The following is a 23503-nucleotide window of genomic DNA, read 5'->3' on the forward strand; positions in this document are numbered from 1 at the left end:
CTAAATCGGTGCGGGTTGAGGCGCTGCGACGCTCAGCCTATAAGGTGCGGGCAAGGCAGGAAGGGCAAGCCCCGATGAGCGACCAGAACACCACGCATTTCGGTTACCAGACCGTGAATGAGGACGACAAGGCCGGGATGGTCCATGGGGTTTTCACCCGTGTCGCCAGCAAATATGACATCATGAACGACCTGATGTCGGTGGGCATCCACCGGTTGTGGAAAGACGCCATGATGGATTGGCTGGCGCCGCGCCCCGGGCAGAAGCTTCTGGATGTGGCGGGCGGCACCGGTGACGTGGCCTTCCGCTTCCTCGGCCGCGCGCCCACCGCCACGGCGACGGTTCTGGACATGACCGAATCCATGTTGATCGAGGGCCGCAAGCGCGCCGAGGCGGAAAGCCTGTCGGACCGGCTCGACTGGATCGTCGGCGATGCGATGGCCCTGCCCTTCCCCGACAATACTTTCGATGTCTATACCATCAGCTTCGGCATCAGGAACGTGACCCGCGTGCAGGACGCGTTGAACGAGGCCTTCCGCGTGCTGCGGCCCGGCGGCCGCCTGATGGTGCTGGAGTTTTCGCAGATCCCGAACGAGATGTTGCAGAAGGCCTATGACCTCTATTCCTTCAACGTCATCCCGCCTCTGGGCAAGCTGGTGACGGGGGACCGCGACAGCTATCAATACCTGGTGGAATCGATCCGCAAATTCCCCGAGCAGGAGGTCTTTGCCGGGATGATCCGCCAGGCCGGCTTTGCCAATGTGAAATACCGCAACCTGACGCTGGGTGTGGCCGCCTTGCATTCGGGCTGGAAGGTCTGATGCGGGGACCGCATAATCTTCTGCGCCTGATCCGCACCGGTGCGACGTTTGAGCGCACCGGGGCGATGGATGTCGTGCTGGAAGGCTTCGGCGCGCCGATGTCCCTGCGCATTCTGGCGCGGACCCTGGCCTGGCCTTTCAAATGGCTGGGCCTCAAGGGCGACCCCGCCCTGCCGCCGGTGACCCGGGCGCTGACCGCCCTCGGCCCGGCCTATATCAAATTCGGCCAGATCCTCTCGACCCGCCCCGATATCGTCGGCGAGGACATGTCGCAGCAGCTGAAATACCTGCAGGACCAGCTGCCCCCCTTCCCCGTCGAGCAGGCCAAGGCCATGGTCGAGGCCGAACTTGGCGCGCCGCTCGAAGCCCTGTTCGAAAGCTTTTCCGAGCCGGTGGCGGCGGCCTCCATCGCCCAGGTCCACAAGGCCGCCCTGCGCGAGGATGGCCGTCTGGTCGCGGTCAAGGTGCTGCGCCCGGGGATCGAGCGCGCCTTCCGCGTCGATATCGATGCCTTCTACTTCGCCGCCCGCACGGTGGAGGCTTTCCTCCCCTCCACCCGCCGCCTGCGGCCGATGGATGTGATCGCGCATTTCGAAGGCGTGGTGCTGGGCGAGCTTGACCTGCGGCTGGAGGCGGCGAGCGCCTCGGAATTCACCGCCAATACCGCGGGCGACAAGGGCTTTCAGGTGCCGCAACCGCTGTGGCGGCTGTCGGGCCGCACGGTGATGACGCTGGATTGGGCCGAGGGGATCTCGCTCGCCGACAATGCAGCACTCGATGCGGCGGGGCATGACCGGGTGGCGCTTGGCGCGCGGGTGCTGCAGTTGTTCCTCAGCCATGCCCTGCGCGACGGCTTCTTTCACGCCGACATGCATCAGGGCAATCTGAAGGTCGCGGCCAATGGCGACATCATCGCCTATGACTTCGGCATCATGGGCCGGATCGACGCCTATACCCGCAAGGTCTATGCCGAGATCCTGATGGGCTTCATCCAGCGCAACTACCGCCGCGTGGCCGAGGTGCATTTCGAGGCCGGCTATGTCCCCGCCGACCGCGATGTCGAGGCCTTTGCCTCTGCGCTCCGCGCCGTGGGCGAGCCGATCTTCGGGATGGAGGCGAACCGCATCTCGATGGCGCGGCTTCTGTCCTATCTCTTTGAAGTCACGGAACGTTTCGGGATGGAAACGCGGACCGAGCTGATCCTTCTGCAGCGCACCATGGTTGTGGTCGAAGGTGTGGCGCGCAGCCTCGATGCCAATATCAACATCTGGCAGGTCGCCCAGCCGGTGGTGACGGATTACGTCCGCAGCCATGTCGGGCCGCTGGCGCTGGCCAAGGATCTCGCCCTGACCCTGCAGGTTCTGGCCCGCTTCGGGCCGAAACTGCCGCGTCTGGTCGAAGACATGCTGATCGCCCAGGCAGCCGGGCCAAAGCCCCCACCACCCCGGCAGGGCATTTCGGTGGCCGTGGCGGCGCTGGGGGCCCTGGCCGTGCTGGCGCTCGGGCTCTGGGCCGGGGTTGTCATCAGGTAGACCGCTGGCCGGTAGGATGGGCAATGCTGCCCATCTTCCTTACGCCGCCTGCGAGGCCCGCGCTTCGGTCAGGATGGCGTGCAGCTTGGCGGGATCGGTATTGGCGCGCAGCTTGGCGCAGATCCCGGAATCCCGCATCGTGCGCGACACAAGCGCCAGCGCCTTCAGATGCTCGACCCCGGATTCCTTCGGCGCAAACAGGCCAAAGACCAGATCGACCGGCTGGCGGTCGACCGAGTCATAATCCAGCGGCTTTTCCATCCGCAGAAAGACGGCGACGATCCGGTCGATGTCGTCCAGCCGCGCATGGGGCAAGGCGATGCCATGGCCCACACCGGTGGGGCCAAGGCTCTCGCGTTCCTGCAGGCCATCGGTCGCGACCGAGGCGTTCAGGCCATAGGCCTGGGCTGCAATCTCGCCCAGTTCCTGAAACAGCCGCTTTTTGCCGGTCAATTGCCCAATCACCCGCACCGCGGTGGGCATCAGCAGCTTTGAAAGTTCCATGCGCCTGTTCTTACCTGCTCGCCCCGGACAAGACCGGGATCATTTGCCATTGTTCGGGTCGATCCAGCCGATGTTGCCGTCTTCACGGACATAAACCACATTGACCCCGCCGTGCCCCTCGTTCCGGAACATCAGAAACTTCTGCCCGCCCAGTTCCAGCTGCATGACGGCCTCACCGACGGTGATCGAAGGGATCTTCGTCTCCATCTCGGCAATCACGACAGGCTGAAGGGCTGTGGTATCGGCTTCTTCCGGCTCTTCGGTTGGCGCGAGGATATAGGCCGCCCCCATGCCGAATTCAACCGGCTCCGTGCGGTTGGAGTGGTGGTTGCGCAGACGCCGCTTGTAGCGCCGCATCTGCTTGTCCATCTTCTCGCGGCAGGATTCGAAAGCGGCATAGATTTCAGCGGCATGGCCCTTGGCTTGGGCGCTCAGACCGGTGGACAGGTGAATCGTCGCTTCGCAGACATGTTCAAAACCGGCCTTGGAAAACACGATGGAGGCGTCGGTCGGTCGCTGGGCGTATTTCTCGATCACTTCACCGAGTTCAGATTTCACATGGGTCTGCAGCGCCTCGCCGATGTCGATTTGCTTGCCACTGATTTGATACCGCATGATTCCTCCTAAGCGTTGAATAGCCGCGGATCCCCGGGTTTCGAGGGGGGATCCGAGGGGGCAGAAGCCGGATTTTCGGGGTATGAAGCGCACCGTCGCCCACGGGCGGTGCCCTGTGTCAGGACCGCATCGGCAGAGCAAGGCAGGGCGAAACGTGCGCTCATCCCTCACATTTGGGGATGCGACAGGGCACTTGTCAACTGCCCTGTGGCCTCCTCTCAAATGATGCGGAAATTCTCGCCCAGGTAGACGCGGCGCACCATCTCGTCGCGCACGATTTCATCCGCGGTGCCGGTCATCAGAACCTTGCCGTCATGCAGGATATAGGCGCGATCGACGATTTCCAGCGTGTCGCGGACGTTGTGATCGGTGATCAGCACGCCAATGCCGCGCGACTTAAGGTCTTGCACCAGATGGCGGATTTCTGCCACCGCGATCGGGTCGACCCCGGCGAAGGGCTCGTCCAGCAACAGGTACAGCGGGTTGGCCGCCAGACAGCGCGCAATTTCGACCCGGCGCCGTTCACCGCCCGACAGGGCCAGCGCGGGGGCGGCGCGGATATGGGTGATCGAAAACTCCGACAGAAGCTCTTCGAGCTTCTCGCGCCGCTTGTGGCGGTCGGGCTCGGCGATCTCCAGCACGGCGAGGATATTGTCCTCGACGCTCAGCCCGCGGAAGATCGACATTTCCTGCGGCAGATACCCGATGCCCATCCGGGCGCGGCGATACATCGGCAGCGAGGTCACATCGCGCCCGTCGATCAGAACCTGCCCGGTGTCCGGGGTCAGAAGCCCGGCGATGGCATAGAAGGTCGTGGTCTTGCCGCTGCCGTTCGGGCCCAGAAGGGCCACGATCTCGCCCCGCGCGAGGTCGAGCGAGACATCGCGGATGACCAGCCGCTTCTTGTAGCTTTTGCGCATGTTGCGCACCTGCAAGCCTTCGGCCCCTGCCGTCACGATCGGATCGGTCATCAGTTTTTCTTTGCCGGAGGGGGCGTGAAGGTGGTGGTGACGCGGCCATCCATCGTGCCGAGCCCGGTCTTGAGGCTCAGCGTCAGCTTCTGGCCCGAGATCGCCGCGGCGCCCTGGGTCATCAGCACATCGCCGGTCATCAGAAGATTGCCGGTCTCGGGCGCATATTCGGCCTTCTGCGACGAGGCGGCATCGGTGCCCGCCGCAAGCTTGACCCCGCCTTCGGCCAGAAGCCGGGCGATGGTCTTCTTGTCGGGGCCATATTCGATCTGCACCGAGGCGGCCTCCAGCGTCATGGTGCCCTGGGTCACCACGACATTGCCGCTGAACACCGCCTTGCCATCGGTCTGGTTGACCGAAAGCTGGTCGGCGGTGACCTTGACGGGTTCGGAGGTGTCGGTCTTCAGGCCCGCGAAGGCCACATCGGTGCCCGCGGCCTGTGCCGTCAGGGGCATCGCCATCAGAAGGGCGGCAAAGATCCGGGAGCGCAGCATCAATTTCCTCCGTCAGGCTTGTATATCAGGGTCACGCCCCCGGTGAAATCCAATTGGTAGCCGCCCGCCGGGTCGAGGCCAAGATGCATGGCCTTGGCATCGATGCGTACCCCCGGCCCGGTGCCGGTCACCGGCCCGAGGCTGGTGACCTCGGTCTCTGCCAGCCCCACCCGCATGCCGTCCGATTGCAGCCGGTAGCCGGTCGATGAGACCAGATCGACGCCGCCGGTCAGGATCGCCTGATGCGCCGCATCGTCCAGCCGCCCCGCGCCCGCCGCCATCGTCGCCGAAGCGCCGTCCGGCATCTCGATCAGCGAGGAGATCTTGGTCGCCGACCCGGCATTGTCAGAGCCCGCAACCCCCGGCCGCGCCTCGGCGGCCTTGATCGTCAGGGCAGAGCCGTCCTGGGTCATGCCGGAATAGGCGGCATCGGTCAGCCGCGGCTCCTTGGCGCGGTCGGCAATGTCGCTGCTGGCATAGGGGATCGCATCCTCGGGGCTGACGCCGCGGCCAAACAGGAACAGCGTCGCCAGAAGCGCCAAAGCGGTCAGCGGCAGCAGAATCTTGAGCCAGAACACGACCCGCGAATGCAGATTGTCGGCCCAGATCCCCGCCATCACACCACTCCGGCGCGCAGAAGGTCGTGGATATGCAGGATGCCCAGCGGCGCCGGCCCCTCCTTGACGAAGAGGCAGGTGATCTTGCGGTCGTTCATCACCGCCAGCGCCGTGGCGGCCAGCGCATCCGGCGTCACGGTACGCGGGTTGCGGGTCATCACCTCTTCCGCCTTGCGCGACAGAAGCCCGTCCATATGGCGGCGCAAGTCGCCGTCGGTGATGATGCCCTGCAGCGCCTGATCCGGCCCCACGACCCCCACCACGCCGAAGCCGTGGCGCGAGATGGTCAGAAGCGCCTCGCTCATCGGCTGATCGCCGGCGATCAGCGGCATTTCGCTATGCATGAGGTCGCGCACCTTGAGCAGCTTGGCACCAAGCTTGCCGCCGGGATGGAAGATGCGGAAATGTTCGGGCGTGAAGGCGCGATGCTCCATCAGCGCGATGGCCAGCGCATCGCCAAGCGCCAGGGTCATCGTGGTCGAGGTGGTCGGCACGATCCCCGTCTCGCAGGCCTCGGGCGCGTCGGGCAGAAGGATCGCCACATCCGCCGCCCGCAACAGGGTCGAGCCGGGGCGCGAGGCGACGCCGATCAGCGGGATCTCGAAGCGCCGGGTATGGGCGACGATATCGGCCAGCTCGGATGTTTCGCCCGAGTTCGACAGGACCAGCACCACATCGCCCGACATGATCATGCCAAGGTCGCCATGGCTCGCCTCGCCCGGGTGGACGAATTGCGCCGGAGTGCCCGTGGAGGCGAAGGTGGCGGCGATCTTGCGCCCGATATGGCCGGATTTCCCCATGCCCGAGACGATCACCCGGCCCTTGACCGCCATGATCAGCTCCACCGCCGCCGTGAAACTGTCGCCCAGCGCCGCGCCCAGCATGACGAGCGCCTCGGCCTCGCGCGCGATGACGCGGCGGGCGGTGGCGAGCGGCGCCGCTTTCGGCAGGGTGTCAGTGGTGGAAGATGTCATTGGGTTCGTCCCAGCCCAGAAGATCCAGTTCCCCCCGGGTCGGCAGGAAATCAAAGCAGCGCTGCGCCAGATCCAGCCGGTCCTCGCGGATCAGAATCGCCTCGAGCGCGGCTTTCAGCTTGTGCAGGTACAAGACGTCCGAGGCGGCATAGTCCTTCTGCGCATCGGTCAGCACCGGCGCGCCCCAGTCCGAGGTCTGCTGCGCCTTGGAGACATCAACGCCCACCAGCTCGTTCAGCAGATACTTCAGCCCGTGCCGGTCGGTGAAGGTCCGGATCAGCTTGGCCGCGATCTTGGTGCACCAGACAGGCTCGGTCCGCACCCCGAAGGCCTTTTGCAGGGCCGCGACGTCGAAACGGCCGAAATGGAACAGTTTCAAGACCTTGGGGTCAGTCAGCAGCCGCACCAGATTGGGGGCCGAGGTCTGGCCGCGGGCGATCTGCACCAGATGGGCATGACCATTGCCCGAAGACAGCTGCACGACGCAGAGCCGGTCGCGGCGCGGGTCAAGGCCCATGGTCTCGGTATCGATGGCGACCACAGAGCCGAGGTCAAGGTCGTCGGGCAGGTCATTCTGGTAGAGGAAATTGGCCAAGGTCGGGTTCCATCACAAACGGGGCAGACGGCAGAGGTGCAAAACCGCGCCCTCCTGGGCACGGTTTTCAGGGTTCATCGCCCTCGGCTTAGCTGATTTCAGACCGGAAGGGAATTGACCGCCCGCGCGTCGGCTGGCAATGGCCCCGGGGCCCTATTCCTCGGCCCCATAGGGCGTGATGGCCCAGTAGATCCAGCGGTCGGCCGGGTCTTTCGGCCCAGACAGCACCGCCCTTCCGTCCCGCACCCCAAGCCAGCCGCTGCCCGGCATGCAGGGCCGCAGGCGAAAGCCGGTCAAGTCGCGGTACATCAGCCAGCGGGTGGCGTTGAACCGGTCAAAGCCGCCAACCGCGGGCAACCGCCCCAGGGTCACGATCCCCGCCGAGCCGGCCAGAACCTGTTCCTGCTGGCCCTGGTTCAGAAAGGACCAGGTGCCATCGGCATGCAGCCGGGTCAGCCAGCGTGTGCCGGTATAGGGCTGCAACCGCGAGGGGGCCAGGTTGATCGACGAGGCATAGACATTGCCGTCCAGAAAGGCGTTCGGCGTGTCGGCCAGCGAGGCCATCGACAGCCAGGTGCCCGTCGCGATCTCGATCCCGTTCACATAGATCGGCTGGGTGATCCGCTGCAGCTCGTCCTGGGCGGTGCGCCGATAGCGGGCGTCTTTCGACAGATCAATCATGCAACACCCCGAATGTGGCCTTGTTGGCCACCTCTTGCCAGAAGGCCGGCGTCGATGTCTCGCTCAGACGCTGCTGGTAATGGGCGCGCAGCTCGTCAAAGCGCTGGGTGAAGGTGCTGAGCGCCGCGTAAAGCCGCGCCGCCACGGTCGACAGGGCGGCAAGGCGCTGCGGCTCGGACGGGTCATAGATGCAGCGGCGTTCGGTATGGGGGTTCCACAGGACCACGCGGTCCAAATCGACCTCGCCGCCGACCGCCTTCATGTAGAGGAAAGGCAGCACGCTGGTCTCCTTGCCGGCGCGGCGCGAGGCCTCGCTCAGGGTTTCGACCAGTTCATCCGGCATGGTGGCAAAGGCGGCATCGAAGCTTTTGAAGCGCGCGATCATCGCCAGATAATGGTCGGCGAACCCCTGCACCATCAGCCGGTCCCCGGCGACGAGATCGCCCAGAACCTCGGCATAGACCGACAGGCCCGCCACATCCGACACCGACAGATGCGCCCCGGCCCTTGCGTGGAAGAAGGCGGTGAAGTCGTCGGGCTTGTCCTGGCCATAGGCCATGTTGATCACCACGCCATGCGCGATCGACATATATTCCTGCGCATAGGAATGCGCCGGCTCGTGCCAGGCCATCATGTTCGGGTTAGAGACCGTCACCCCACCCGCCGCCGCGTGGCGCAGGTTGTATTCGATGTCATCGCCGCGCAGGAAGAACGCCGCCGGAAGACCGATCTCCTCCAGCCTTCCATAGGGCATGGAAAGGAAGATGAAGGTCGAATATTCGGCATGATGCAGGCGCGCCATGTCATCGAGAAAGTCGAAGGCGCGGAAGATCCGGCTGTGCCGCAGCAGCCGCGGCGCGATCACGCTGCGCTTGCCACGCGGGCTTTCGGCGGTGAAACGGCCCCAGAAACCGCCATCCTCCCACATCCGGCGCGGTTCGGACTGCATGATCACCGGCAGGGTGTGGAAGGCATTGTCCTTGCGGAACAGCGTGGCCCCCCAGTTGCGCGCCAGCGATTCGAGCGAGACCTGCAGGTCGTCGTCGGTCAGCAGCACCTCGTTGATCGTCACGCCAGAGGCCGCAACCGCCTTTTGCAGCGTCAAAAGCTCCAGGCTCATGTTGCCGCCGCCGCCCAGATTGGGGCCGGTCATCACGAAGGTGTTGAGGAGTTCATCCTCCTTCAGCTCGGCATAGGTCGTCTCGTCGAGGCCGGGCGAGGAATCGTAGATCAGAAAGAACAGGTTGCCGAGGACGCGGGCATAATCGCCATCCTTGGCCTGTTCCTGAAACTGGGCGAGCAGGTTCCTGACGTCGCGGGTCCGGCCGAAGGTGCGGATCAGCACCACCATCCGCCCCTCGGTCGCGGCGGGGGCATGGGCCTCCCAGGTCGCGTCGACCAGTTCGCAGCCGTCATGCAGGGCGCGGGCCACCCAGAACAGCCGCGCCCCCCGCGGCAGCGACTGGATCGCGCCCAGCGGCACCTGAACGTCCGTCACCTCGTCGGAATGGACGATCCGCTCGGCCAGGGCCATCGGGGGATGGCCGAGGCGGCTTTGATAGACCAGGACCTGAAACCTGCCGCGAAAACGCAGATGCAGCGAGAAGTCCATGTTCTGGCAATGCGCCGAAAAGATCTGCGGATAGAAGGAGTTGCGCAGCGTGCCGGTGTTCATCATCTCCTGGTTGAGAAAATGCATGCCGACACCTGGGCGCGGACGGAAATGGTCCTGCTCCTCGACGAAGAACAGATCGTCCAGCCCGGTGATCTTGTTCGACAGATCCAGCCCCTGCAGGCGGACGTCATCGCCTTTCGCAATGGGTGCGGTCTTGGCCGACCAGCGGCCCAAAGCCGCCGACAGCTTTTCGACCGTCTCGGAAAATCCCTGCGTGGTCATGGCAGCGCTGCCTCCCGAAAGTGCAAAACTCAGGACGCTGGAACCAGAGACTCCCGCTGCCCAAATGTGGAATTGCCCTTCGAATAATCCGCAGCCGAAGTCCCTGCAATAGACAAGACATGGGCCAGTACCGAAACGGCCAGGGTGCGCGGGTCACGGCAGGAGGGTATCAGCCCAAAATCCGGGCAAAGCCGCGCGATGTGCTGTTCTTTTACGCCCATATCGACCAGATCGGCCAAAAGCCGCTGCCGCGCCTTCAGGCTGCCCTGCGCGCCGATGAAAAAAGCGTCGGTCGGCAGGAACTGGGCCAGAAGCCGCGCCTCGTTTTCATGGTCGTGGAAGAACAGGGTGATCGCGGTGCGCCGGTCGGGAACGGGGCAGGTGTAGCTACGAAAACTGGGGACGACGGTGATGTTCAAGGGCCCGATGCGCGACAGATCCGCCTGCAGCCCCTCCTGGCCGAACAGCGTCACGTCATAGCCCGCCGCCTGCGCCATGAGGGCAAACGACATCGCCTCGATCCCGTGGCCATAGACCCAGAAGCGCAGCTCGGGTTCCAGAACCACGACGAGTTCGCCCGTCTCGGGCCGTGCAGACCCCTCGGGCAGCAGCCGCAGGGCGCCATCCTCCAGCCGGATGCCAAGCGCCGCATCCTGGCGCGCATCGCCGCGTGCCAGAACCGCCTGCAACAGCGCCGGGTCCGGATTGGGGATCAGAATGATCGAAAGCCCGCCGCCGCAGGGCAGCTTGAGGTCGAAGAAGGGCGAACCCTGGCCATAGCGCAGCACCCGCGAGACGCCGGTTTTCAGCGCCGTCGCGGCATGTTCGGCAATGTCATCCTCGATGCAGCCCGAGGACAGCGACCCGGTCCGCTGCCCCTCCGGCCCGAAGGCCATCATGGTGCCGAGGTTGCGATAGGAGGTGCCCACGACTTCCGTGATCACGGCAAGCACGCCGCCGGTTTCAGAAAGCCGCTTCAGCGGCACACGATTGCTGGCATATTCGATCATCGGACACCCATTCTCCCCCGCTTCAGATTGGCCCGAAGGGACCGGGCGCACCAGTGGCTTTCTTGCCAAAGGACAGATCGCCGCAGGTCGGGGACCTCAGCTTGCGGCGGGGTCGCGGACGGCCGTGATGATCGACATCAAAGCCTCCACCCCGCCGGGCAGCATGGCGGAAATTCCGTTGGGGGTGCTTCGGATTTCCGTGATCCGACCATAATATTCGACATCGGTCGATTCCACCAGCTTGTCTCCGGTATAGCTTTCCAGCGACAGGGAATAGAGCCCCTTGGGCAAGGGATTGCCCGAGGCGTCGAGCCCCTGCCACTTGTAATCCGCACTGCCCAGCGGCAGCTGGGTGCGCGCCACTTCATGGCCGCCCTGATCCTTGACCACCAGCACCGCCTTGTCGGCATCCGACGAGGGGCTGGGCGAAATGGTCACGGGCGTGGCGCCGTCGAAATAGGCCGGGGCGGCAAGACGCGCATCCTTGCCCACCCAGCTGACCATCTGGCTCATCGCGCCGATGGCATTCTGCGAGATCATCTGGGTCAGAAGATCGTTGGTCTTGGTCTGCTGTTCGACCCCGGAAAACGTCGCCAGCTGCACCGCGAGCTGATCGGCGCTCATCGGGTTCAGCGGGTCCTGGTTCTTGATCTGGGTCGTCATCATCCTGAGGAAGGTTTCATAATTCTTATCGTTGTTCTGCGCCGCCGTCGATGTGGCATTGGCGGGCGGGTTGGTGCCGGAAATGGCGGCAACGCTCATGTGCGGTCCTTTCAGAGGCGAAGATCCAGACCGGAGCCGGACGGGCCGGTCCGCGGGGCGGGTGTTGCGGGAAGATCGAGGAGCGGAAAACCGTCCGAAACGGTGTCGGGCCCGAGGGGGGCGGTCGGCGCGGCGCGGTCCTGGCCCTTCTGGCTCCACTGTCCGAAGTTGAGCGAGCCTGTGTCAAAGCCCGCGGCCTGAAACTCCTGGCGCAATTCTTCCGAATGGCGCCGGAGCAGATCCAGCGTCTCGGGGCGTTCCGCGCTCAGATGGATCTGCACCTGGCTGCCCTGGGTCAGGATATCAAAGCGCAGGCGCCCCAGCTCGGCCGGATCAAGGATGAGTTCGGCGCGGCTGTGACCGCTGTCCGCCACCGCATGGGCGAGCCCGCTGGAAAACCCCGTGGGCAAGGCGTGCGCGGTCTTTCCGCCGCCGTCCAGGCTCGCGGTTGAAGGGCCGGAATGGCGGGCATGGGCGGTCGATATCGCCGGGGCAAGTGGCGGCAAGGCCGGTGGACCCACAACCTGAGGCGGCCCCGCTTGCGGCGCCTTGTCCGGTGCGGGGGCGGAGGCTATCGGCGACGGCGGGTCGGACAAGCGTTCACGGCCTGCCTCAGCCGCCACCTCGGGCTGCGCCCGGCGAGGCGCCAGCGGCGGTTCCTGCGAAGGAACGGCTCGCGGCTTTGCCATGACGTGGGGGTTCTCCACCGGCTGCGGCATGGCGGACGACGCCGGCGCGCGCACCCGACCCGTTGGCTGCGGCCTTTCCCGTTGCGGAGCCGTCCCTTGCAGGTGCCAGGCACCATCCGGCCTCTGCGCGACCTCTGACATCGGGGTTGTTGCCTCACTGCCCGGCAGGGCCAGCCCGGCCGGACCTTTCGCCAAGTGAGCAACGACCTCGGGCGGAGCCGAGCGTATTTCCTTGGTCGTGACCGCGGCAGGAGTCTTGGTGGAAGAGGTCGCAACACGCCCAGCGGAGTGCGCGCTTGCCGGGACCGCCGGTCGTTCTGATCCGTGCGGCGCTGGCGCCGCTGCGGGCTGCATTGCCGGGGAACGGTCCTCCACGGGGGCGACCTCGGCAGGCGTCGCAGCCCAAACAGGCGCAGCGCGTGGTGCTGACGGGAGGGTTGCCTGCGGTGGCAACTGGGTCTCGCGGGGCTTAAGCATTGCTTCCGCCCGCGACCCCTCGGCACGCGTCTTCGAGGTGACGGTGTCTTCAGGTGTCACTTCAGAAACGAGCACGGCACGCGGTGCGGGCCTGACGCTTGCTTGGGGAAGCGGCTGTTCCGGCTCGCGCAGGGGAAACCTTGCCTGAACCTTCGGGACGTCCGAGCGCGCCTCTACGACAGCGGCTTTGGCAGAGTTCATCGCCAAATAAGCTGGTGCGCGCTGCGCAGGCGGTGCCGCCTCCCGGAGAGGCGGCGGCTCCGGTTTGCGCGGCGCGAGAGAGCCTTCGAGCGCCGTCGCCACGATGCCAGCGGAGCGTGGGGCGCCGGTCATGGCTCGGCCCGACTCTTGCGGAAGCCGATCGTTCGTAAACACAGCGCTTTGCTGGTCGGTCACCCCCGACTTCGCCAAAGGCGCCCCTTCGACCTTCTCGACCCCTCGTGCGAGAACCACAGCACGTTCCGCTCCAGAAACGGCTGGCAAGGCGACTCGCGTGGGCAAGACCGGTAAAGGCGCAACTTTTGCCTTGTCTGGCAAGGCCTCAGATTCCCCAGCAGCTGCAATCGGAAGGATGACAGGAGGCTCCCCCCCTTTGGCCTCCAAGGTGGGCGGGCGGCTTGAGCTTTGCGAAACCGATACCCCGGGCTGTGGTGCAGGCTCGGTCAAGACGCGGACCGAGATCTGTTCGATGCCACTGCGGATCGGGAGTTTCAGCCGTTCTGCCTCCGCCTCATGCCCCTCGGTCTTTCCGGTGAGCGATGGGGCCACCGTCGGTGACGCGCGTTCAACGTGCGTCCTCTCATCCCTGAGAATTGGCCTCATTCTCTCGACCTCCGAAGAGGTCGCCGGGCCGATGGGTGTAATTTCCTTCGTCACACCTTGATCCACAACGCCCCTCGCCTCCGCCGGCGCGATCGCCGCCACGGTCAGCGGCACGGCATGTACCGTTTCGCGCGTCGGGGCAGGATTTCGATCACTTGCATTGGACGGTGCGCGACCTTCCCCCAACACAGCGCGCCTTGCGCCGGAGTCTGAGAGGACCCGCACCACCGGAAGTGCCCCTGCGTTCGAGACGGGAGCAGATTCAGGGAGGGAGGGAAGGTCCCTTTCTGTCCCGATGGCCGAAACCGGCACAGGCGTCGTATCAATCTCTCCCTCCGGTCTCTGAACGCCCTTCTCGGGACTGGTCGAAGGACCTCCTGGAAGCGGTGGGGTGCTTTCGGGGCTTGGTTGAGAGCGCGCGACTGTAGTTCCCGGCGATTTAGCAGCCTCCGAGGTGGGGAGGAGGGGCTGGCGATCTTGCCGGATGAGCCTGGCTTCGGCTTGCGGCAAGATTGAAGGCGACTGATCAGCGAAGCCGCACGAAGTGGTCTTGCCGCTCTGACTCTGCACGACTGCAATGCCAAGGGTGCCGCTCGACCGCGCCTCATCGCGCGTTGTTCCTGGCTGGCCAACCTCGTTCAGAGGGGAAACATTTTTAGTTTCCACGGGTCGCGTTTCCTTCGCCACGGGCTCAGCACCGGAGGAACCTGCCGGGTGTGCCCCATGCTTAAGCCCCACGAATAGGGCGGCGGATGAGACCAAGTTGGCGGCGGCATCTGGCCTGTCCGGACCGCTGGCAGGGCGGGTCTGGGCATGTCCGGACGGGGTCACCTGATCCGCGCTCCTGGCTGCATGGGTTGCATCCATCTGCGGCAGAGACTTTGCAGCGGCTGCAGACTCTGAGCTAACTGCGGCTACCGGGGCGAAACAAGCGCCCGCCGATTCAACGGGCAAGTCCACCTCCGCCGACGGTGCCGGATCGGCGTTAGGTGGCGGAACTGACGGCAAAACCCGGACGCCAGCCATCGGAGCAGGAGGCGGCGGCGGGGCAAGGTCAGTCGGCGAAACCGACGGGTCTTTCTCTGGCGCATCCGGCGGGGCAGTTTCCGTTTCGGTTGGCTGTTCTGCAGTCTCTCGGGTTAAAAGCCCCTCGGTCTGCCCCGGAAGCGCATCCGCAAGGGCGGGTTGGGCAAGATGCCAATGCTGCGCTGCCGTCGCATGCCAGATGTGAGGCGCAACCGCCTTCCCCTTTTCCGCCGCGTGAGGCAGCGAGGCCGTTGGGGCGTCCGACGCGCCAAGAGCCTGAACTGCCGCTAACGGCAAAGGTTCAATCTCTGCCTCGTTCGGGGCTTTCACCGGGATGTCGAAAAGACCTTCATCAGCGCTCGGGCCCTCAAAAATACCGTCCGCCGCGGGCGCCACGATGATCGGCGTTGTCCCCTTCGGCTCTGGCACCGTGCTGCCCAGCGCGATGGCCAAGTTTTTGTCGCCATCGGCCATGACCCCCGCGAAGGCCCCGGAGAGGTCGGCCGGGTCAAGCAGCGTTGCCCCCCGCGGCGAGGCGAGACTTTGAAAGGGCAGTATCTGCGGTGTAGCGTTCATATCAATCCGACTTCTGTCGTTATCCCGGCATTTTTCTGCGGCAAAAGTTACCAGCTGTTTACTGCTTGGCCTGATAGTTCGGAAAATACGCTGCAATTGGAGAATCCGATGCAAAGCCCCCTTTCGATCAATTCCGCCAGCACGGTCAGCCCGGCGCGCGCGACGCAACTCATGAAAAAAGCGAAGGAACTGGAAACCAATTTCCTGTCCGAAATGCTGTCCTACACTGGCCTCGATTCGCAAAAGGGGGCGTTCACCGGCGGGATCGGTGAAGATCAGTTCAGCTCCTTCCTGCGCGAGGCGCAGGCGAAGGCCATGGTCGAACATGGCGGGATCGGGCTATCGCAGAACATCTTCAATGCTTTGGTGAGGCGCGATCATGGCCTCAAGTGAACCGCGCGCCGCAGCCCTGCTGGATGAGCTTCACGCCGCCCTTTTGCGCAAGGATTACAATATCCTGGCCGAACTCGGCGCCGCCTTGAGCCGCGAGCTCGACCAGCCGAGCCAAAAGCTGGACGCCGAAGCGCTGGCGGTGATCCGGCGGAAGGCGGACCGCAATGCTGCGACCCTGATCGCCATTCAACGCGGGATTCGCGCCGCCATGCGCCGCCTTGCCGAGATCAAATCGGTCTCGAATGGCATGTCGACCTACGACCGCTCGGGACGCAAATACGAGGACCAGAAGCTGCGGGGTCTGGCGGCCCGTTACTAGATATTAGATCAAATCCCGCGAATAGACTGCTTGGCGATTAGCAATCTCTTAGATGTTCCGCCGTTTCATAGGCCTTGCATCCCAGGTGGGGTGGCGCGTTCCGGGCCTTCCGGTCGCATTGGAAAGAAAGCCCAACTGCCATCATTGGTGATGGTGCAACAAGCCGTGCGCAAAGCGCCGGCTGACCGCAAAGGAAACGGAAATGTCGTCGATTCTCACCAACAACAGCGCGATGGTCGCACTGCAGACCATCAAGTCGATCAGCATGAATCTCTCCAAAACCACCGCCGATATCTCTACGGGCAAGAGGGTCGCCACCGCCAAGGACAACGCCGCCGTTTGGGCCATTTCCAAGGTGATGGAGGCCGACGTTCAGGGCTTCAAGGGGATCTCGGACAGTCTCGCACTCGGCTCCTCGACCGTGGCGGTGGCCCGCCAGGCGTCGGAAACCGTCACCTCGCTTCTGACCAGCATGAAGGAAAAGATCGTCGCCGCCCAGGAAAGCAACGTCGACCGCGCCAAGATCCAGACCGATATCGTCGCGCTCCGCAGCACGATCAGTTCAGTCGTGGGGGGCGCGCAATTCAACGGGTTGAACCTGGTGGACGGTTCGCAGACGACCGTGAACATCCTGTCCTCGCTGGACCGCAGCGGCACGTCGGTGACAGCTTCGTCGATCTCGGTCACGGCGCAGGATCTGTCGATCGGCAGCTACAGCGCCAAATCGGTGCTGACCGGGTCGGACGGCGTTTCGACCAATGCCGACACCGCCGGCTTCACGATCGACGCCAGCACGGGCACGGGCAAGATCATCATCGACGACAGTGGCGCGGCCTTTGCGGCCGGCGACAGCGTCTCCATCGCCATCGGCGGCAAGACCGCGACCTATACCGTGACCGCCGATGACGTGGCCTCCACCGCGCCGTCCGATCTGGTGGCGGTCGGCCTGAAGAAATCGATCGAGGCTTTGGGCATTTCCGGCCTCGCAGTGGACTACGACTCGGGCAATCCTGGCGAGCTGGACTTTTCCAACACCAGTTCGGCGGATTTGACCGTTGCGGCGCAGTTCAAGAACGCAGGTGCGGGCGGGCTTGGGGCCCTGTCCTCGATCGATGTCTCGACCGGCGCCGGCGCAACCGCAGCTTTGGCGAGTATTGAAACCATGCTTCAGACCTCCATCACGGCCTCGGCCTCCTTCGGCTCGGTGCAGACACGGGTCGATACGCAGAAAGACTTCGTCAGCAAACTGACCGATTCCATGAAGGCCGGCATCGGCTCGCTGGTGGATGCCGACATGGAAGAGGCCTCGGCCCGTCTGCAGGCGCTGCAGGTGCAGCAGCAGCTGTCGACGCAGGCCCTGTCGATCGCCAACCAGCAGCCGCAGGCGCTGCTGTCCCTGTTCCGGTAATGGCCTGAACCGGGGGGCCAAGGCCCCCCGGTCCCGCCAGCGCAACCCTACGCATTTTCCCGGAAGGACACATTTTGACCATTGCCACCAGCAACGCCCGTGCGGCCTATGGCCAGCGCGAGGCCCCCGTTCGTACAGCGCGCGCGCATGAATACGATCTGCTCGCCCGCTGCACCCAGAAACTGGCCATGGCCTGGACGCGGCGGAAGGAAGATTTCCCGATGCTCGCCACGGCCTTGACCGAAAACCTGCAGCTCTGGTCGGCGCTTGCCGCCGATGTCGCCGAACAGGGCAACGGCTTGCCCGCGCCTTTGCGGGCGCAACTGTTCTATCTTTACGAGTTTACCGCCGGCCATACGCGATCGGTTCTCGACAGCCGCGCCAGTGTGGAGGTCCTCGTCGACATCAACAAGGCGGTCATGCGCGGCCTGCGTGGCGACGGGGGCGGGTCATGAGCGGACTTGTCCTGAAACTCGGGCCTCATGAGCGGGTGCTGATCAACGGGGCAGTGGTGGAAAACGGCGACAAGCGCTCTCGGCTGGCCATCATGACGCCGAACGCCAACATCCTGCGCCTGCGCGATGCGATCCACCCGCAAGAAGCGAACACCCCGGTCAAGCGGGTCTGTTATGTGGCGCAGCTTGTACTGACGGGCGATGCCACGGCGCAGGACACCAAGCAGCAGCTGCTGCGCGGCATCGAACAGCTGAGCCAGGTCCTGACCGACCATGACAGCCGGACCCAGCTGAACATCGCCACCAAGGCCGTGCTGGAGGATCAGCATTACCAGGCGCTCAAGGCCCTGCGCAGCCTGCTGCCGCGCGAGGAACGGCTTTTCGCCGCGGCGCCCAAATGACCTACGCACCGGTCCTGCCCCTGTCTGGATATGCGGGCTGGGCCTTGCTGAAACGCACGATGACGGCGCAGACCACCGCCTTCAACAAATCACCCGAGATTGTCCGCGATGAAGATTATTTTCGCGCCAAAATCGGCACTGTCACGACCGCTGACCAGCTTGTCGGCGACCGGAGGCTCCTGAAAGTAGCTTTGGGGGCCTTCGGACTCGATTCTGACATCGACAACAAGGCCTTCATCAAGAAGGTGCTCGCCGATGGCACCACGAAAACGACGGTTTTGGCCAATCGGCTGGCGGACAAGCGCTATGCGCAATTCTCGGCAGCCTTTGGCTTTGATCAGACCGTACCATTGACGAAAACCGCCAATTTTGCCGCGACCATCGTGCAATCCTACAAGGATCGCGCCTTTGAAACTGCGGTGGGCGACCAGGATGACGACCTGCGCCTTGCGCTCAACGCGCAGCGCGAACTGACCGGGCTTGCCGGCAAGACCAGCAGTGAAAACGTGAAATGGTACACGATCCTTGGCAACACGCCCCTGCGGACGGTGATGCAAAAGGCGCTTGGCCTGCCGACCAGTGTCAGCGCACTGGACCTCGACCAGCAGCTGAGCATCTTTCAGACCAAGGCGAGCGTGATCTTCGGCGACAGCACGGTCAGCCAGTTTGCCGACAGCACCAAGATGGACAAGCTGGTCAAACGTTTCCTGTTGCGCAGCCAGGCCGATCAGCTGATCAGCCAGACCAGCAGCACCTCGATTGCCCTGACCCTGTTGCAGCAAAGGTCCTTGGGGTCGTGATCACCGGCGACCGAGGGCCGCGCGCAGACGCTGAAAGCTGCCGGCAATCCCCTCTGCGGGGGCATCCTCACCCAGAAAGGCATCCAGCGCGGGCCAGACCTTGATCGCCGTGTCGATCAGGGGGTCCGAACCCTTGGTGTAAAGCCCGGCCTGGATCATCAGCTCGGCCCGGTCATAGGCGCCGAGCAGTCGGCGCGCGGTCGAGATCACCTCGTTCTCCTCGGGCGCGGCAGCCTCGGGCAGGCTGCGCGAGACCGAGCGCAGGAGGTCGATCGCCGGATACCTGCCCCGCTCGGCTATCTTGCGGTCCATGACGACATGGCCGTCGAGCACGCCGCGCAGGATATCGGCAATCGTCTCCTCCATGTCGGACCCCGCGACGAGGACCGAGAAGACCGCCGTGATATCCCCCATGCCCTCCGGCCCCGGTCCGGCCCTTTCGGCCCAGGCCATGATCGCCGGCGCGACGGAGGGGGGATAGCCGCGCAGGCTGGCCTCCTCCCCGCCGGCAAGGGCAACTTCGCGATGCGCCTCGGCAAAACGGGTGACGGAATCGGCCAGAAGAAGGACATGCATTCCCTGATCGCGGAAATGCTCGGCCACAGCCATCGCGGCCCAGGCGCAGCGCCGCCGCACCAGCGCCGACTGGTCCGAGGTGGCAGTGACCACGACTGCCCGTCGCATCCCCTCCGGGCCGAGAACCCTTTCCACGAATTCCCGCAATTCCCGGCCGCGTTCGCCGATCAGGGCGATAACCACCACATCGGTCGACACACCGCGCGCGAACTTTCCCAAGAGCGTCGATTTGCCGACGCCCGAGCCGGCAAAAAGCCCGATCCGCTGGCCCCGGACCAGAGGCAAGAGGGTGTCAAAGACGGCGACGCTGGTCTCCAGCCGCTCGCCCAAGCGGCGTCTGGTGGCGGCGGCGGGGGCTGGCGACAGAAGCGGGCGCTGCCGACTGCCCTTGAAAATAACTTTGCCATCCAAGGGGTTGCCAAAGGGATCGATCACCCGTCCGATCCAGGAATTGTCCGGCGAAATGCCGGTCTGTCCGACCAGCCGCACCAGCGCCCCCATCGCAAGCCCCTCGGCCATGTGATCGGTCAGCACGGTGATGCCCTCGGCCCGTAGGGCCACGACCTCGCCCCCCAGCTTGCCCCCGATCACCACCCGGTCCCCCAGGGCCGCCACATCCTCCAGCCCGCGCACCATGACCGTGCCGCGGCCAATCGCCGACACGCGGCCGAGCCGGACCTTCTGCGTCACCGTTGAGATTTCGGATACCAAGGCATCAAAAACACCAGCCACGGGATTCTCCCTTTGTTCTGTCGAAACCCTTTCTAAAGGAATCACCGTTAAGCCTTGATGAAGCAGGTCGAGGGAGAAGCCCGAGATGTTGGAAAGTCTGAGCCTTACACAAATGTCCGAAGCGCTGGCCGAACATGCCGCAGCGCGGCTGGACCTGATCGCACGCAATGTGGCCCAGGCGGATACGCCCGGCTACAAGGCGATGGACCTTCCCGATTTTGCCCAGGTCTATGAAAACGCGGCCGAAGGCGGCATGCGCGCCACGAGGCCGGGCCATTTCACCTCTGCCATGACCGTTCAGCAGCCCGTGCCCCAGCCCTCGAAGGGCGAGGCTTCGCCGGATGGCAACACCGTCTCGATCGAAAGGGAAATGGTCAAATCCGCCGCGGTCCGTCAGGACCACGAGATGGCGATGGCCGTCTACGGCAGCACGCGCGACATCCTGCGCGCCAGCCTGGGGCGGAAATAAGCCATGGCAGACCTGATCTCCTCGCTCTCCTATTCCGCCTCCGGGATGGAGGCGCAATCCGCGCGGCTGCGCCATGTCGCGGAAAACATCTCGAACGTGGACACGCCCGGTTACCACCGCAAGCTCGTGTCCTTTCACGAAAACATCGACAGCGGAACGGTCGAAACCGGCCCGGTCGTGTTGGACAGAAGTCCGCTCGACAAGGTCTATGACCCCGGAAACCCGCTGGCCGATGCGAGCGGCCACTATGACGGTTCGAATGTCGATCTGGTGGTCGAAGTCGCTGACGCGCGCGAAGCGCAGCGCAGCTATGAGGCGAACCTCAAAATCTTTGATCAGGCCCGGACAATGACCCAAGGCCTGTTCGACCTGTTGCGAAGGTAATCCAGAATGGACGTCAGAACATCCTACGCAGCGCAAATCTATGCAAAAGCGCGCACGGCTGCGGCCCCGACGCCGCAGCCGGACAAAGCGCAAAGCGGGCTGGCCCAATTCGCCCAGAGCTTTGCGGATACGCTTGCCAAAGGCGAGCAAACGGCGAAATCGGCGATGACCGGTGGCGCCGACCCGCATGCCCTGGTCGAGGCGCTGGCCAATTCGCAGCTGGCCGTCGAGACGGTCTCCACCGTGCGCGACAAGGTGGTCGAGGCCTATCAGGAAATCCTGAGGATGCCGATATGAGCGACACGATCCTGTTTGACGTCCTGCGCCAGGCCCTGTGGATCACGGTGAAGATGTCGATGCCGCTTCTGACCGTGGGGCTGGTCGTGGGCCTGGTCATCGGCCTGTTTCAGGCCCTGACCTCGGTGCAGGAAAACACCCTGACCTTCGTGCCCAAGGTGGCCGCGATGCTTCTGGTCTTCTGGGTCTCGATGAGCTTCATGACCTCGACTTTGCTGACCTTTTTCACGGCCACCATCGTGCCGATGATCGCGGAGAGATAGAGATGGACGCTTCGGGCTATGTCACCCTCTCGCGCCAGACCGGTCTTCTGCACCAGATGGAGGCGATCGCCAACAACATCGCAAACTCCACCACCACGGGGTTCAAGCGCGAGGGGACGGTGTTTTCGGAATATGTCGCGCGCACGGGGGATGGCCCGTCCCTGTCCATCGGCTTTGGCAACACGCGGGTGGTGGACCTGCAGCAGGCCGGGCTGACCACGACGGGCGGCAGCCTCGATTTCGCGGTGGAGGGCGAGGGCTTTTTCCTCGTCGATACACCGCAGGGCCAGATGCTGACCCGGGCCGGCAGTTTCACCCCGGGCGCTGACGGCACCTTGCAGACGGCGGATGGCTACCCGGTGCTGGATGGGTCAGGCTCCACGATCTTCATTCCGCCCGATGCCCGCAACATCGGCCTTGCCCAGGATGGCACGCTGTCGGCCGATGGCGCCCCGCTGTCCAAGCTTGGCCTGTGGAAGCCCAGCGATCCGCTGACCCTGACCCATCAGCAGGGCACGCTCTTCTCCGCCAGCGGCTATGAGCCCGCCGATGGCGCCCGCCTCGTCCAGGGCGCGCTCGAGGACAGCAATGTCGATCCGGTGACCGAGGTCGCCAGCATGATCAGCGTCCAGCGCGCCTATGAGCTGGGGCAAAGCTTTCTCGACCGCGAGGACGACCGCAGCCGCACCGTCATCCAGACCCTCGGCCGATAGGAGCACGCCATGAACGCCCTGCAGATCGCAGCCTCGGGGATGAGCGCCCAGCAGATGAAGGTCGATGTTGTCTCCAACAATCTCGCCAACATGTCGACCACCGGCTACAACGCCCGCCGCGCCGATTTCGCCGATCTGATGTACCAGCAGGTGCAAAAACCGGGCACGATCTCGTCCGAAAACGGCACCATGCTGCCGACCGGCGTGCAGATGGGCATGGGGGTGCGGCCCTCCTCGGTGTCGGTCATCCTGCAGCAGGGCACGCTGGGGCAGACCGGCGGCGATCTGGATCTGGCGGTCGATGGCAAGGGTTACCTGGAGGTCACCCTGCCCTCCGGTGCCATCGCCTATACCCGCGATGGCGCGCTGAAGCGGACGGCGGATGGCTTGATCGTGACCTCGGACGGCTATCAGGTGAACCCGGGAATCACGATCCCATCGGATGCCACCAACATCGCGATCAACCCCAATGGCGAGGTCTATGCCTATTTCGAGGGGCAGATTAACCCCACACTGCTCGGGCAGTTCAGCCTTGCCACCTTCACCAATGAAAAGGGGCTGGAGGCGACGGGTTCGAACCTCTTCCTCGAAAGCCCGGCCTCGGGCCCCGCGATCGAGGGGACACCGGGCAGCGCGGGCTTCGGCCTTTTGCGGCAAGGCTATCTGGAGGACAGCTCGGTCGACGCCGTCCACGAGATCACCGAACTGATCAAGGCCCAGCGCGGCTATGAACTGAACGCCAAGGTCATCACCGCCGTGGACGAGATGATGTCCACCACGACGCAGGTGAAATGATGCGCCGCGTTCTGGTCCTTCTGTGCCTGATGATCGCCTCGCCCGCCCTGGCCGAGAGTGTGATCGCCACCCGCACGATCCGGGCCCAGACCGTCATCCAGCCCGAGGATATTACCCTCGTCGATGCAGAGATCCCCGGCGCCCTCACCACCACGCAGGAGGCTGTCGGGCAAGAGGCCAAGGTGACGCTTTACGCCGGCCGCCCCGTCCTTGGTGGCGACATCGGCGCGCCGGCCTTGGTCAAGCGCAACCAGATGGTCACCCTGGTCTTTCGCAACGCCGGGCTGACCATCCGCACCGACGGACGCGCCCTGGAGCGTGGGGCGGAAGGCGACCTCATTCACGTCATGAACCTGGCCTCGCGCCTGACCATCTCGGGCCTTGTCGCCCCCGATGGCAGTGTCAGCGTCGGGCCAAACAGCAAGGATTGAGCCT

Annotated in this window: 28 protein-coding genes; 15 read left to right on the forward strand and 13 right to left on the reverse strand. The window is 64.5% G+C overall.

All coding sequences use genetic code 11. The features are described from left to right. Positions 1–74 precede the first annotated feature (74 nt). Positions 75–821 carry a bifunctional demethylmenaquinone methyltransferase/2-methoxy-6-polyprenyl-1,4-benzoquinol methylase UbiE gene (ubiE, locus tag AC1DZT_RS05335; protein WP_478005574.1) on the forward strand — a complete coding sequence of 249 codons (747 nt, stop codon included), beginning with the start codon at positions 75–77 and terminating at the stop codon, positions 819–821. Continuing rightward, positions 821–2353, forward strand: a complete 1533-nt coding sequence (gene ubiB / locus AC1DZT_RS05340; protein WP_478005575.1) for a 2-polyprenylphenol 6-hydroxylase — start codon at positions 821–823, stop codon at positions 2351–2353. The genes ubiE and ubiB overlap by 1 nt, the downstream gene beginning before the upstream one ends. A gap of 39 nt (positions 2354–2392) precedes the next feature. Here the strand turns inward: ubiB and AC1DZT_RS05345 are convergent, their stop codons facing one another. From AC1DZT_RS05345 to fliK, 12 genes are all read right to left on the reverse strand, one after another. Then, a complete protein-coding gene (locus AC1DZT_RS05345) occupies positions 2393–2857 on the reverse strand; it encodes a PTS sugar transporter subunit IIA (protein ID WP_478005576.1) in 465 nt (154 codons plus the stop codon). Positions 2858–2896: 39 nt separating this feature from the next. After that, a complete protein-coding gene (gene hpf, locus AC1DZT_RS05350; RefSeq protein ID WP_478005577.1) occupies positions 2897–3472 on the reverse strand; it encodes a ribosome hibernation-promoting factor, HPF/YfiA family in 576 nt (191 codons plus the stop codon). Positions 3473–3690: 218 nt separating this feature from the next. Further along, complete coding sequence (gene lptB, locus AC1DZT_RS05355; protein ID WP_478005578.1) at positions 3691–4443, reverse strand: LPS export ABC transporter ATP-binding protein; 753 nt, start codon at positions 4441–4443, stop codon at positions 3691–3693. Beyond that, entirely contained in the window at positions 4443–4937 is a 495-nt protein-coding gene (lptA, locus tag AC1DZT_RS05360; RefSeq protein ID WP_478005579.1) for a lipopolysaccharide transport periplasmic protein LptA, read from the reverse strand. Before lptA ends, lptB begins: the two co-directional genes overlap by 1 nt. Continuing rightward, entirely contained in the window at positions 4937–5554 is a 618-nt protein-coding gene (gene lptC / locus AC1DZT_RS05365; protein ID WP_478005580.1) for an LPS export ABC transporter periplasmic protein LptC, read from the reverse strand. Before lptC ends, lptA begins: the two co-directional genes overlap by 1 nt. Then, positions 5554–6528 carry a KpsF/GutQ family sugar-phosphate isomerase gene (locus tag AC1DZT_RS05370; protein WP_478005581.1) on the reverse strand — a complete coding sequence of 325 codons (975 nt, stop codon included), beginning with the start codon at positions 6526–6528 and terminating at the stop codon, positions 5554–5556. Before AC1DZT_RS05370 ends, lptC begins: the two co-directional genes overlap by 1 nt. Beyond that, entirely contained in the window at positions 6509–7123 is a 615-nt protein-coding gene (locus tag AC1DZT_RS05375; RefSeq protein ID WP_478005582.1) for a ribonuclease D, read from the reverse strand. The genes AC1DZT_RS05370 and AC1DZT_RS05375 overlap by 20 nt, the downstream gene beginning before the upstream one ends. Positions 7124–7276: 153 nt before the next feature. Further along, complete coding sequence (locus tag AC1DZT_RS05380; protein WP_478005583.1) at positions 7277–7804, reverse strand: hypothetical protein; 528 nt, start codon at positions 7802–7804, stop codon at positions 7277–7279. After that, a complete protein-coding gene (locus tag AC1DZT_RS05385; protein ID WP_478005584.1) occupies positions 7797–9701 on the reverse strand; it encodes a glycosyltransferase family 2 protein in 1905 nt (634 codons plus the stop codon). Before AC1DZT_RS05385 ends, AC1DZT_RS05380 begins: the two co-directional genes overlap by 8 nt. A gap of 29 nt (positions 9702–9730) precedes the next feature. Then, a complete protein-coding gene (locus AC1DZT_RS05390) occupies positions 9731–10711 on the reverse strand; it encodes an XdhC family protein (protein WP_478005585.1) in 981 nt (326 codons plus the stop codon). Between the two features lie 96 nt (positions 10712–10807). After that, on the reverse strand, positions 10808–11473 hold the full coding sequence (locus AC1DZT_RS05395; RefSeq protein ID WP_478005587.1) for a flagellar hook capping FlgD N-terminal domain-containing protein: 666 nt from the start codon (positions 11471–11473) through the stop codon (positions 10808–10810). Positions 11474–11484: 11 nt separating this feature from the next. Then, a complete protein-coding gene (gene fliK / locus AC1DZT_RS05400) occupies positions 11485–11883 on the reverse strand; it encodes a flagellar hook-length control protein FliK (protein WP_478005588.1) in 399 nt (132 codons plus the stop codon). Positions 11884–15030: 3147 nt separating this feature from the next. Here fliK and AC1DZT_RS05405 point away from each other — a divergent pair. The 6 genes from AC1DZT_RS05405 to AC1DZT_RS05430 all read left to right on the forward strand — a co-directional run bounded on the left by AC1DZT_RS05405 (position 15031) and on the right by AC1DZT_RS05430 (position 18839). Further along, a complete protein-coding gene (locus AC1DZT_RS05405; protein WP_478005589.1) occupies positions 15031–15456 on the forward strand; it encodes a rod-binding protein in 426 nt (141 codons plus the stop codon). Continuing rightward, positions 15443–15775 carry a hypothetical protein gene (locus AC1DZT_RS05410; RefSeq protein WP_478005590.1) on the forward strand — a complete coding sequence of 111 codons (333 nt, stop codon included), beginning with the start codon at positions 15443–15445 and terminating at the stop codon, positions 15773–15775. Before AC1DZT_RS05405 ends, AC1DZT_RS05410 begins: the two co-directional genes overlap by 14 nt. A gap of 202 nt (positions 15776–15977) precedes the next feature. After that, positions 15978–17183 carry a flagellin N-terminal helical domain-containing protein gene (locus AC1DZT_RS05415; RefSeq protein ID WP_478005591.1) on the forward strand — a complete coding sequence of 402 codons (1206 nt, stop codon included), beginning with the start codon at positions 15978–15980 and terminating at the stop codon, positions 17181–17183. Positions 17184–17257: 74 nt separating this feature from the next. Then, on the forward strand, positions 17258–17638 hold the full coding sequence (flaF, locus tag AC1DZT_RS05420) for a flagellar biosynthesis regulator FlaF (RefSeq protein ID WP_478005592.1): 381 nt from the start codon (positions 17258–17260) through the stop codon (positions 17636–17638). Next, positions 17635–18039 (forward strand): flagellar biosynthesis repressor FlbT, encoded by a 405-nt coding sequence (gene flbT / locus AC1DZT_RS05425; protein WP_478005593.1) that lies wholly within the window; start codon positions 17635–17637, stop codon positions 18037–18039. The genes flaF and flbT overlap by 4 nt, the downstream gene beginning before the upstream one ends. Beyond that, a complete protein-coding gene (locus tag AC1DZT_RS05430; protein WP_478005594.1) occupies positions 18036–18839 on the forward strand; it encodes a DUF1217 domain-containing protein in 804 nt (267 codons plus the stop codon). The genes flbT and AC1DZT_RS05430 overlap by 4 nt, the downstream gene beginning before the upstream one ends. Here the strand turns inward: AC1DZT_RS05430 and AC1DZT_RS05435 are convergent, their stop codons facing one another. Next, positions 18840–20147 carry a FliI/YscN family ATPase gene (locus AC1DZT_RS05435; protein WP_478005595.1) on the reverse strand — a complete coding sequence of 436 codons (1308 nt, stop codon included), beginning with the start codon at positions 20145–20147 and terminating at the stop codon, positions 18840–18842. It lies immediately after the preceding gene. 85 nt (positions 20148–20232) lie between these two features. Here AC1DZT_RS05435 and AC1DZT_RS05440 point away from each other — a divergent pair, with 85 nt between their 5' ends. Genes AC1DZT_RS05440 through flgA form a run of 7 tightly spaced genes read left to right on the forward strand, consistent with a single transcriptional unit; the run spans position 20233 to position 23499 of the window. Continuing rightward, positions 20233–20616, forward strand: a complete 384-nt coding sequence (locus AC1DZT_RS05440; protein WP_478005596.1) for a FlgB family protein — start codon at positions 20233–20235, stop codon at positions 20614–20616. A 3-nt stretch (positions 20617–20619) separates the two neighbouring features. Then, on the forward strand, positions 20620–21000 hold the full coding sequence (flgC, locus tag AC1DZT_RS05445; RefSeq protein ID WP_478005597.1) for a flagellar basal body rod protein FlgC: 381 nt from the start codon (positions 20620–20622) through the stop codon (positions 20998–21000). 6 nt (positions 21001–21006) lie between these two features. Next, positions 21007–21297 (forward strand): flagellar hook-basal body complex protein FliE, encoded by a 291-nt coding sequence (gene fliE, locus AC1DZT_RS05450; protein WP_478005598.1) that lies wholly within the window; start codon positions 21007–21009, stop codon positions 21295–21297. Beyond that, positions 21294–21560: a flagellar biosynthetic protein FliQ gene (locus tag AC1DZT_RS05455; protein WP_478005599.1), complete on the forward strand. Its 267-nt coding sequence runs from the start codon at positions 21294–21296 to the stop codon at positions 21558–21560. The genes fliE and AC1DZT_RS05455 overlap by 4 nt, the downstream gene beginning before the upstream one ends. Before the next feature lie 2 nt (positions 21561–21562). Continuing rightward, entirely contained in the window at positions 21563–22273 is a 711-nt protein-coding gene (locus AC1DZT_RS05460) for a flagellar hook-basal body complex protein (protein WP_478005600.1), read from the forward strand. 9 nt (positions 22274–22282) lie between these two features. Further along, on the forward strand, positions 22283–23068 hold the full coding sequence (gene flgG / locus AC1DZT_RS05465) for a flagellar basal-body rod protein FlgG (RefSeq protein WP_478005601.1): 786 nt from the start codon (positions 22283–22285) through the stop codon (positions 23066–23068). Then, on the forward strand, positions 23068–23499 hold the full coding sequence (flgA, locus tag AC1DZT_RS05470) for a flagellar basal body P-ring formation chaperone FlgA (protein ID WP_478005602.1): 432 nt from the start codon (positions 23068–23070) through the stop codon (positions 23497–23499). The genes flgG and flgA overlap by 1 nt, the downstream gene beginning before the upstream one ends. The last annotated feature ends 4 nt before the right edge of the window (positions 23500–23503 follow it).

The sequence above is a fragment of the Rhodobacter sp. P1_C2 genome (assembly GCF_056406375.1).

What these genes read in the sequence shown, in the direction of transcription:
- ubiE (WP_478005574.1), top strand. Translation starts at nt 75, where the DNA reads ATGAGCGACCAGAACACCACGCATTTCGGTTACCAGACCGTGAATGAG.
- ubiB (WP_478005575.1), top strand. Translation starts at nt 821, where the DNA reads ATGCGGGGACCGCATAATCTTCTGCGCCTGATCCGCACCGGTGCGACG.
- AC1DZT_RS05345 (WP_478005576.1), bottom strand. Translation starts at nt 2,857, where the DNA reads ATGGAACTTTCAAAGCTGCTGATGCCCACCGCGGTGCGGGTGATTGGG.
- hpf (WP_478005577.1), bottom strand. Translation starts at nt 3,472, where the DNA reads ATGCGGTATCAAATCAGTGGCAAGCAAATCGACATCGGCGAGGCGCTG.
- lptB (WP_478005578.1), bottom strand. Translation starts at nt 4,443, where the DNA reads ATGACCGATCCGATCGTGACGGCAGGGGCCGAAGGCTTGCAGGTGCGC.
- lptA (WP_478005579.1), bottom strand. Translation starts at nt 4,937, where the DNA reads ATGCTGCGCTCCCGGATCTTTGCCGCCCTTCTGATGGCGATGCCCCTG.
- lptC (WP_478005580.1), bottom strand. Translation starts at nt 5,554, where the DNA reads ATGGCGGGGATCTGGGCCGACAATCTGCATTCGCGGGTCGTGTTCTGG.
- AC1DZT_RS05370 (WP_478005581.1), bottom strand. Translation starts at nt 6,528, where the DNA reads ATGACATCTTCCACCACTGACACCCTGCCGAAAGCGGCGCCGCTCGCC.
- AC1DZT_RS05380 (WP_478005583.1), bottom strand. Translation starts at nt 7,804, where the DNA reads ATGATTGATCTGTCGAAAGACGCCCGCTATCGGCGCACCGCCCAGGAC.
- AC1DZT_RS05385 (WP_478005584.1), bottom strand. Translation starts at nt 9,701, where the DNA reads ATGACCACGCAGGGATTTTCCGAGACGGTCGAAAAGCTGTCGGCGGCT.
- AC1DZT_RS05390 (WP_478005585.1), bottom strand. Translation starts at nt 10,711, where the DNA reads ATGATCGAATATGCCAGCAATCGTGTGCCGCTGAAGCGGCTTTCTGAA.
- AC1DZT_RS05395 (WP_478005587.1), bottom strand. Translation starts at nt 11,473, where the DNA reads ATGAGCGTTGCCGCCATTTCCGGCACCAACCCGCCCGCCAATGCCACA.
- AC1DZT_RS05410 (WP_478005590.1), top strand. Translation starts at nt 15,443, where the DNA reads ATGGCCTCAAGTGAACCGCGCGCCGCAGCCCTGCTGGATGAGCTTCAC.
- AC1DZT_RS05415 (WP_478005591.1), top strand. Translation starts at nt 15,978, where the DNA reads ATGTCGTCGATTCTCACCAACAACAGCGCGATGGTCGCACTGCAGACC.
- flbT (WP_478005593.1), top strand. Translation starts at nt 17,635, where the DNA reads ATGAGCGGACTTGTCCTGAAACTCGGGCCTCATGAGCGGGTGCTGATC.
- AC1DZT_RS05430 (WP_478005594.1), top strand. Translation starts at nt 18,036, where the DNA reads ATGACCTACGCACCGGTCCTGCCCCTGTCTGGATATGCGGGCTGGGCC.
- AC1DZT_RS05440 (WP_478005596.1), top strand. Translation starts at nt 20,233, where the DNA reads ATGTTGGAAAGTCTGAGCCTTACACAAATGTCCGAAGCGCTGGCCGAA.
- flgC (WP_478005597.1), top strand. Translation starts at nt 20,620, where the DNA reads ATGGCAGACCTGATCTCCTCGCTCTCCTATTCCGCCTCCGGGATGGAG.
- fliE (WP_478005598.1), top strand. Translation starts at nt 21,007, where the DNA reads ATGGACGTCAGAACATCCTACGCAGCGCAAATCTATGCAAAAGCGCGC.
- AC1DZT_RS05455 (WP_478005599.1), top strand. Translation starts at nt 21,294, where the DNA reads ATGAGCGACACGATCCTGTTTGACGTCCTGCGCCAGGCCCTGTGGATC.
- AC1DZT_RS05460 (WP_478005600.1), top strand. Translation starts at nt 21,563, where the DNA reads ATGGACGCTTCGGGCTATGTCACCCTCTCGCGCCAGACCGGTCTTCTG.
- flgG (WP_478005601.1), top strand. Translation starts at nt 22,283, where the DNA reads ATGAACGCCCTGCAGATCGCAGCCTCGGGGATGAGCGCCCAGCAGATG.
- flgA (WP_478005602.1), top strand. Translation starts at nt 23,068, where the DNA reads ATGCGCCGCGTTCTGGTCCTTCTGTGCCTGATGATCGCCTCGCCCGCC.